The organism is Bacillus pfraonensis (assembly GCF_050768835.1).
In the GTDB taxonomy this organism is placed as follows: domain Bacteria; phylum Bacillota; class Bacilli; order Bacillales; family Bacillaceae_G; genus Bacillus_A; species Bacillus_A pfraonensis.
Map to the genome: position 1 here is coordinate 1 of NZ_JAHCDO010000061.1, position 9,324 is coordinate 9,324.

General features: G+C 32.2%; 8 protein-coding genes. 5 read left to right on the forward strand and 3 right to left on the reverse strand.

Annotation, left to right across the window (positions count from 1 at the left end; genetic code table 11):
- Positions 1 to 281: 281 nt before the first annotated feature.
- Together KFD70_RS27870 and KFD70_RS27875 are read left to right on the forward strand one after the other, a co-directional pair.
- Positions 282 to 1,748, forward strand: coding sequence for a plasmid recombination protein (locus KFD70_RS27870; RefSeq protein WP_336454521.1), 1,467 nt, complete (start codon positions 282 to 284; stop codon positions 1,746 to 1,748).
- 221 nt (positions 1,749 to 1,969) lie between these two features.
- Positions 1,970 to 2,617 (forward strand): MarR family transcriptional regulator, encoded by a 648-nt coding sequence (locus KFD70_RS27875; RefSeq protein ID WP_336454522.1) that lies wholly within the window; start codon positions 1,970 to 1,972, stop codon positions 2,615 to 2,617.
- A gap of 516 nt (positions 2,618 to 3,133) precedes the next feature.
- Here KFD70_RS27875 and KFD70_RS27880 read toward each other — a convergent pair.
- A complete protein-coding gene (locus tag KFD70_RS27880; protein ID WP_336454523.1) occupies positions 3,134 to 3,319 on the reverse strand; it encodes a hypothetical protein in 186 nt (61 codons plus the stop codon).
- Between the two features lie 395 nt (positions 3,320 to 3,714).
- Entirely contained in the window at positions 3,715 to 4,293 is a 579-nt protein-coding gene (locus KFD70_RS27885) for a hypothetical protein (RefSeq protein ID WP_431613521.1), read from the reverse strand.
- A 345-nt stretch (positions 4,294 to 4,638) separates the two neighbouring features.
- Between KFD70_RS27885 and KFD70_RS27890 the strand changes: the two genes are divergently transcribed.
- Positions 4,639 to 5,076, forward strand: a complete 438-nt coding sequence (locus tag KFD70_RS27890; RefSeq protein ID WP_336454517.1) for a hypothetical protein — start codon at positions 4,639 to 4,641, stop codon at positions 5,074 to 5,076.
- A 653-nt stretch (positions 5,077 to 5,729) separates the two neighbouring features.
- On the opposite strand, the gene KFD70_RS27895 is transcribed toward KFD70_RS27890, so the two are convergent.
- A complete protein-coding gene (locus tag KFD70_RS27895) occupies positions 5,730 to 6,509 on the reverse strand; it encodes a CsxC family protein (protein WP_336454518.1) in 780 nt (259 codons plus the stop codon).
- A 561-nt stretch (positions 6,510 to 7,070) separates the two neighbouring features.
- Between KFD70_RS27895 and KFD70_RS27900 the strand changes: the two genes are divergently transcribed.
- The gene (locus tag KFD70_RS27900; RefSeq protein WP_336454519.1) at positions 7,071 to 7,592 is read left to right on the forward strand and encodes a DUF3967 domain-containing protein; all 522 of its coding nucleotides are present in this window, start codon (positions 7,071 to 7,073) and stop codon (positions 7,590 to 7,592) included.
- A gap of 187 nt (positions 7,593 to 7,779) precedes the next feature.
- Positions 7,780 to 8,778, forward strand: a complete 999-nt coding sequence (locus tag KFD70_RS27905) for a S66 family peptidase (RefSeq protein WP_336454520.1) — start codon at positions 7,780 to 7,782, stop codon at positions 8,776 to 8,778.
- The last annotated feature ends 546 nt before the right edge of the window (positions 8,779 to 9,324 follow it).

Here is a 9,324-nt window from a genome sequence, read left to right on the forward strand (position 1 = left end):
TTTGTTCCTGCCAACCGGCGAGGGGGCCCCTCAAGGATTGAGGGGTTGGGGAGTTCGATTGAGGGGGGCTGGGGAAAGAGTTCCCCAGTGGGTTTGGGCAAAGCCCAAGGTTTGTTTTTGCCATGCTGTGCATGGCTCGGCAAAGCCGAAAAGCGTCGCAGACCCCTATCGATTTTGATGCGTCAGGGTCAAAATACGTATAGGGTTACATTAATTGACTCGATTTCGTCGCTTTGCTAGACTTATGGTATCAATTAATCTAGGGGAAGTGGTGGCACTTTATGTTGTTCTCTATTTCATTTAATCAATCTCACCAAAGTTCATTAAGCCATAATAACAGGGAAAACATTCATGGGAATCCAGGTATCGATCCATCCAGGTTAGACGAGAATATCTACTTTGTTCAAGAGAACATCCGAAGTGTATACAAGGATGTCTTTCAAGAAGCCGTGGACAAGTATAACGAGAAACAAAAACGGAATGACCGTAAGATTAAGGACTATTACGAAAAAATACGTAAAGATGAAAAGACACATGAGCAACGAGAACTCGTTGTAGCGATTGGGGAAGGCAAAGACGACCCAAAGTATAGGGAAGCCAAAAAGGAAGCGTTAAAACAATACGCTGGGGCGTTTCAAGAGCGAAATCCAAATCTAGCAGTTTATAACATGGTTTTGCATGATGATGAAGCAAATCCGCATTTACATATTAACTATGTACCGAATTTCGAAAGTAGTCGAGGATTAACGAGGCGTGTCGGAATGGATAGAGCCTTGCAACAACAAGGCATAAAAGGAAAAGGAACGGAACTTATTGCAAATTGGAGAACATTAGAAACGGCTTATATCGAGGAATTAGCAAAAGAACATATTCCTGATTTTGAAAGGGCCAATGTAGGGTCTCACAAGTACATGAAAGTCCGTCAATACAAGGAATATGCAGAAACAAAATCATTTGTTGAAAATCAAGTACAAGAAAAAGAAACGCAATTACAAGTTGTTGATCATCATTTGAAAGATGCTGAAGAAAAAGCAAAAGAATTACAGATGGTGAAAAAGCGTTTGGAAAGTGATGTCGTTGATAAGTACAAAGAATTAGAGACAATGAAGCAACAAGTGGAAAGTGGAAGTGAAAAGCTGCAACTGATTGGCCAAGGTTATGTAGAGTTAGAAAAAAGAGTAAAACAAAAGCAACAAGAATTAGATAGTGTTGCGGATCAAGTACCAAATGAACCTGTTAAAATTCCATTTTTGCGTAAAGAAGTAATAACAGAAGTACAGGATAAGATGTTTGGAAAAGCTGAAATCACGAAGAAACAGACAAGAAATTATGTGTTATCACCAGAACAATATCAAGAATTAACAAAACAAGTGAATGCAGCGGTTACTATCAAAAAGGATTATGAGCGTTTGAGAAAAACAGACTTTGTGAAAGAGTATCAAAGTTTAAAAATGACTGCAGAAGGTTGGATGGAAGAGAATAGGATATTGAAACAAGAAAAAGGTCAGTTAAAAAATGAAGTTAGTGTATTACATAAGGAAATAGGGTCTTTAAAAGCTCATATAAAGGATTTACAAATAAATATAAGGGTTTTATACCAACAGACGAAAACGGCTTTAAAAGAGCAATTTCAGGCGCTTAGAGGGCTTGTTAAAAATGAATTGGTTGGTAGGGAAGTTAATAATCATTTTGAACAGGAACATAAGAGGGAAATGAATAAGCAGAGAGGGTTTGATATGGAAAGATAGACGTGATAATGGTGAAAAAGAGAATTGACTTTTAGTAGATGGAAACCTTTAGTAACGTATTTCATGTTATTATAAAGAAAGATGTAATAAACGAGAAAAACCGCCCATGCTTTGGTCGGCAGGCGGTTTTTCATAATAAGGTTGGAATCAACCAATATATATTCTATATACATTCTAACATATAAAAGTTGATTCCTTCCACTAAGGGAGAGAATTATTTTATGACAAAAGTTGTAGATTTTGGACAAGCTGAAAAGAAAGCTAGATCAAGAGAAAATCAAATTGAAAGCTTTTTAGAACAAGCAAATGTAGGCTTATCTTCTGAACAACAGCAATTGTTGTTGCAAATTTTACATAGTACAACTGGTGAAGATTATTTTATAGGTAAAAAGAAAAAACGAACTGATGGGGTGAAGTTCGTGCAATTAATTATGGATAACATAAATTATTTAAATAAAATTGGTTACTTACAACCTAAAGAAGAAGCATTTTTATTTAAGCTTACTCCTTACATTGAGTTTAAGACAAATGTAATAATAGAAAGAGTAGATAATGAATTAGAGGTTGAAACAAATGCAGCAACTCCTAGTTATTTAGCTGAACAATTTGGAAATACTAGAGAATATATTTCTAGGATTATGAACTCCTTATTAAAGAAAGGTATACTTGGTGTTGCTGAAGCTGGAATGACTACTGATGATGGAAGAATTTGTTCTTCTAGAACATGGTTTGTGAATCCTAATGTTATGTGTTGTTCTCCTAAAGATGGTGTAGATAAGGCAACTCAACATATTTTTAAAAGATCTCTTCGGAATTTTAAAATTAAAGATAGCAGTAAAAAACATAAATTACCAGTTTATTTATTTTAAAAAAGCCTGACTTTTAGTCTTGCTTTTTTTTATTTTATCTTATTTCCCATTTTTTAGGTGTGATTATTTAGTCACACAGGTGTGATCAAATAATCACACCCTACCCCCTTTAAACCCTTGATATTATTGAGTTTTTGTATTTTTCCTTTCTCACTCTATATATATAGCTAAAAGTTCCGCAAGGAACGGGTCGTATTTTTGAGAAAACCACTCAAAAATCTCCACCCTCAAAATAAAAAAATCAGTTCGTTTATCCTCACCTTAAGGCTAACGCCTTTTTTTTTATTTTGTCCTTGCAAAACTTTTTTCGGCTCGATTTGCCTTTATCGCCAAGCCGACAGACCAAAAGCAAGATAATGGTTATCGACTTGAATAAGCAATTATACGAGCCGAACCGCTAGTTCATCCGTTCAAGATTCTCTCTTATTCTATATTTCATTAACGCTAAGTTCCTGGGGGCTGGCCCCCAAACCCCCAGCCAGCACTCTTGCCCAAAAGCAAGGAAAAGACTTTTGATTATTTCTTTTTAGGGTTATTGATTTTTTCCGAGTATAGAAGTTTTTCAACATAATGGTTTGAAATAGGTAAAGGTTGTGTGTCTGTACTATTTTTAAATTTCCTATAATTTGGTTTTTTAATTGGTGTTGTTGTAGTTTCTGCAAATTCATATGGGTAATTCACTTTAGATTTATCTTCAAGCATATAGATTGCTCCTTTTTTAAAGTGTTTGTTCAAGAAATCGTACATACAATACAATATGTTTATATATTTTTTTGGGGACTGGTTATGTATTAAACAATTCATATGCTTGATGATTTAATTGGATTAGTTGCTTTTATTAGTGATAAAAGTAGTGAAAATTGGATATGAATAAACATTCATGTGAGGTTAATATAATGTCTTTTATTAGTGGTAAATAAAAAAGACTCATTCGTTCTTATTAAGAATGAATGAGTCCTTTTATAGATCTTTTCATTAAAAATAAAAAAATCTATACAATCTTATGCATGTTTTTGATCACAATGATGTTTGTGTTTTGAGGGGGAGTATACATATTTTAATTTTTTTATCAATTAAGGGATTCTCAAAACTTAATATTATCTATTATTTTGTTGAGCGTTTATTTTCGTTAAAATGTGGGCGGTAAGCTTTTGAAGTATCATTATGATGTTCTTGTTTTGAAGACTTATTATAATATTTGTGTTTTGAACAATCATTATAATATACGTGTTTTGAAGAATTATTATAATATTCGTTTTTTGGACAATCACAATGATATTTATGTTCCGGACAATCATTGTGATGTTTGTGCTTCCAGCAATCACAATGATATTTATGTTTTGGACAATCATCGTGATGTTTGTGCTTCCAGCAATCACAATGATATTTATGTTCCGGACAATCATCGTGATGTTTGTGCTTCCAACAATCACAATGATATTTATGTTTTGGACAATCATCGTGATGTTTGTGCTTCCAGCAATCACAATGATATTTATGTTTTGGACAATCATCGTGATGTTTGTGCTTCCAGCAATCACAATGATATTTATGTTTTGGACAATCATCGTGATGTTTGTGCTTCCAGCAATCACAATGATATTTATGTTTTGAACAATCATCGTGATGTTTGTGCTTCCAGCAATCACAATGATATTTATGTTCCGGACAATCATTGTGATGTTTGTACTTCCAGCAATTACAATTCGAACTCATTTTTTTATACCTCCTTTTCAAACAAGATTTGTATTATTTTATGTTTTTATAAGAAAAACGCTTGTTTCCTTAACCTATCTTATATTTTTGTTTTCTTATCTCATTCTTTATATAAAGATTGAAAGCTTAAAATAGAAATCTCTTTTAAATTTCAAAAAAACTCTCTATGAATGATCATTCATAGAGAGTTAACATAACGTCCTATTATCGTCACAGCACTTTTGACTATTCCAATAAAAAAATAATCGTTTACACTTCAGAAGAAAATTTGTATTATATGATTGTTAAAAAATGGAATTAAGGGAGTGGTTAAAATTAAAAAAAGTATTCTTATTCCGGTAATGAGTATAGGATTTTTAGTTTTTATTCCATTTTATAGTCCTGTACAGAATACAGTTTCCGCTCAAATTAACAATGAAAAATCATCGATAAATGAAAGTGAGTTTTGGCTTTATGATGGGGATGCAATAAGATACTACCCTTATTTTAATACTTTTATTGGGATTGCTGATGTAAGTTCATCTAATGAACAAGAACCAAGTCGTGTAGTATTTGAGTTTTATAATTTAATAGGTGATCTATCATATGTAACAAGTGCTACTATACCTAATCATAAGCATTCAGCTTTTCAACCATTTTTAGCCCCTATAAAATTTCTAGAAGAAGCTACTTATTCTGTAAAGGTCAAAGTTATAAATGCAAAGGTCGATCCAAATAAAGTTAAATTTGCTCATATAGAATAATATATGTGTGTACATGTACAAAGAAGGAGCCTCTATTTATTAGAAGCTCCTTCTATTTATCTAACATGTTCTGTAACTTACTTTGCGTTTTAGGTTACGATTGCTCTCTCTACTCCTAAAAAACGGGTACAAGTTGTCTTTTTAAACTATGAAAATGGTGATGAATAAAAATCCATGTAAGGTTAACATAACGTATGATTATCGGTAGCAAGGACAAGGGGGAATCCTTGTGTTTACTTTGTTTCTTGTTTCTACACTTGTTCAATTCATATGCATGATTTTATACATTGTTGATATAGCAAGAATTCCGAGGGGCTTTGCTATTTTGTTTTTCTGTTTTTTTTGTATAAAATCTTGTATAAATTACTAAATTGGTAGATGTAAAAGAAAACACTGTGTAGCAACTATAGAACGGATAATAGCAGCTATGAACAAGAAGAACATAACACTAGAACAGGCTATAAACCTTAGTGGTATCAAGTGCTGAAAGGATTGACGTAGCAACCGTTGCTATAGATAGCGTAGCAGATATAGAACAAAAGAAATTATTTTGAATTTGTTTTGTTTAGTAAATAAATTTTAAAATTTAATAGAAAAAAGAGAGAAGAATTTTTTAGGATTCTTCTCTCTTTTTAGTGCATAAACATTTTTAATTAGCAGTTAAATCCAGTTGTTCCAAGTTGTACTTGTTGAGTTTGTAATACTTTCAAAGTCAAATCAAGAACGATTTTCTCACGTAATTTGTCAAATGCTTTTTCGTCATGTTTTTTATCACATGAATCTCCATGATGTTTTTTATCATGATGATCAATATAGCATGGCGAATAGTCAAGCTCATAAAATTCTGCACTAATTAATTCACAGAATGGTTGTTCATTATAGAAAACATTATTTTCAAAGAAGTATTTGTCTAGACGAGGAACATCATTCTTTTTTGGATTAATGAAACGAGCTTTACTTTCTGAAGAAAAAGCTATAACTGCTGGAGAAAGAAATTCATCTTCAGTTATATCAGCAAAACCAGAGAAGTGAACCTTTGCAATTTTATCATAAATTACGCCATTGCAATCTTTACCCGCATATTCAATATTTTTACGAATAAAACCTTCTACAAACAATTTTGCTCTTGTTACTTGTAAATATCCTGTTGCATTAATTGGTTCATACTCAACAGGTACTAGTTTACATTGTGTTAAAAATACATCTTTTAACACTCTTTTAATTTCTACTGCTGGTGGACAAAGTGGAATATCTGCCTCTACTACAATTTGAAGCGTTCTTTCTGCTAATACAACTGGAATTTTAACTCTTGGATTTGTTGCAAGAACAGGCGTTACGTCAGTATCGCTGAGTGGAGTTCGTGTTTCTGATTTAACCTTACAATCATCTTTTTTAATATGATCATTGTAATATTTATTTTCTTGATCACCCAATTTAAAAAACCTCCATTTATTTTATATTTAGATTGTTTCTACATCTACTTTAATATGATATTTAATATATCTATTTGTGTGCAGGCTTGTATAATAGTGATTTTCCTCATTTTTAAATAATAAAAGTTAGATTAGATAGGATTAATAAAATCAATGTTTTTTATATCAGATTTTGCTTAGCATATATTTTAAAAGAGAATAAATAATACAAAAATTTATTGCACCATTTTAAATAAGAAAACATATATTATAGTGTGGAACGAGTATTCGAACGATTGTTTTGCACTTATATTTAAAATCTCCTTAATAAGAAAGGAAACCTATTAATAGGTTTCCTTTTTTTAAATAAAATGGATATTGTTTTAGGTAATTTGAAAGTCAACTAGTATTTAAAGGTTTTACTTTTTGAAAAGATAAATAGACAAATTATTATTAATTGATAGCTGTAAAAGGTAATAAAAACTTTTCTTTAAATTTAAAAAAGAAGGTGTTACCTTTTTAAAGAAGGAAAAAGACTATGTAACAACTAAAAAACAGCTTAGAGCAGAGGGAGGACAAAGTATGGCTCAAACTTATTGGGGATCAGAGGTAGCTAAGAACTTAGGGATTGGCTCAAGTACTTTACGTAAATATTGCCTTGCCCTGGAAGAAGCCGGGTATCCTTTCGAGCGGGGTAATAATAATTCAAGAGTTTTTTTTCATAAAGACGTAGCAACTATAGAACGGCTAATAGCAGCCATGAACAAGAAGAATATAACGCTAGAACGGGCTGTAAATTTAGTGATATCAAGTGTTGAAGAAAATAAGGTAGCAACTGTTGCTACAGATAGCGTAGCAGATACAGAACACATAAAAGTATTAACAGAACGTATAGAACGATTAGAACAACTGAATTTAGAGTTAATTCAAAGATTGGATCAGCAAAGTAAAATTTTACAAGAAACTGATGCTCAAAGGATAATAAGAGAAGAGCAAAGAGATACTCAATTAATGCAAGTATTAAGAGAAATACAAGATAGTAAGCGTCTAGTAGTAGCTTCAGAACAGAAAAAATCATTTTGGAGTCGTTTATTTGGTAAATAAATTAGAATTTAGTGATAGAAAGAAATGAGCTTTTTTAGCTTTAAAATATTTGAGCATTAAGTAAGAAAAAAACTCAAAAATTATAGGGGATTAATTTTACAGGCATGAGTGCGAATGATTAATTGTAAGATTATTTACTTTACTTTTTCATTTTAATATAAGTGCTATTTAAGGGAGAGATAAAGTAATGAAAATCAGTAAATTACAAAAAGGTGATTTAATTGGAATTTATTCCCCCTCATTACCAGCAACTTATACAGTACCTAAAAGATTTAATCGAGCAAAAAAATTTCTGATGAGCAAAGGATTTAATATAATTGAAGGAAATTTGACTGGTAAACATGATAACTACCGATCTGGAAGCATTAAAGAACGGGCAGAAGAACTCAATGAGTTAATACGAAATCCGAATATCAAATGTATCATGTCAACCATTGGTGGAATGAATTCTAATTCAATATTGCCCTATATTGATTATAAAGCATTTATGAAAAGTCCAAAAATTATGATAGGTCATTCTGATGTTACTGCAATATTACTTGGGATATACGCAAAAACTGGAATACATACATTTTATGGACCTGCATTAATCCCTTCATTTGGTGAATTTGAGCCATTTGTTAACTTTACATACGAATATTTTAGTGACATGTTAGAAGAGAAACAAACATTACCTTATAATATTAAAAGGCCACCTTATTGGACGGATGAATTTGTCAATTGGAAAGAAAAAACTAAGAAAAAACAACTTAGAAAAAATGATTGGGTCTGTGTAAATAGAGGAAAAGTAACAGGTAGATTAATTGGGGGGAATTTAAACACATTAAGTGGTATTTGGGGTAGCGAATACATGCCAGAAATAAAGCAAGGAGATATCCTTTTTATCGAAGATACAACAAAAGATGCTGCTACTATTGAAAGAAGTTTTTCATTACTTAAAGTCAATCGAATATTTGATAAAATTTCTGGTTTAATTCTTGGAAAACATAAACAATTCAATGATAATGGTACAAACAAAAAACCATATGAGATTCTATTAGAGGTTTTAAATGATACTAACATACCTTTTATTGCAGAATTTGATTGCTGCCATACTCACCCGATGTTAACTGTCCCAATTGGTATTAAAATAGAGATGGATGCAGAAAATAAAACATTAACAATTCTTGAAAAGTGGATAAATTAAAAAGTGCAATAGACCGTCAGGAGAAATAATTATAACTGTAAAAAGGTTGGAGCATAAATTCATGCATGATCTTAGCCTTTTTATTATCAATGATTTGAATGTATACTTTTGTTAGTGTTTTTGGAGAAAATGAGTAAAGTACGATAAACCTAATAAAATAAAGGAAATGAAAAGGAGTCCTATTAATTTAGGACTTTTTTTCGTTTTAGGGTAATAAAGAGAGCAAAGTGAAAGTGATTAGTAGAGGTCGTTGCATGTGTTGGTCAATCAAAACGGACCTAGCGAAGCGAAGGGAGTATTTGACTTGACCAACTAGACGGACACCTGAACCCTCTTGGTATTGAACAAACGGTCGTTTGTTCCTGCCAACCGGCGAGGGGGCCCCTCAAGGATTGAGGGGTTGGGGAGTTCGATTGATGGGGGCTGGGGAAAGAGTTCCCCAGTGGGTTTGGGCAAAGCCCAAGGTTTGTTTTTGCCATGCTGTGCATGGCTCGGCAAAGCCGAAAAGCGTCGCAGACCCCTATCGATTTTGATGCGTCAGTGTCA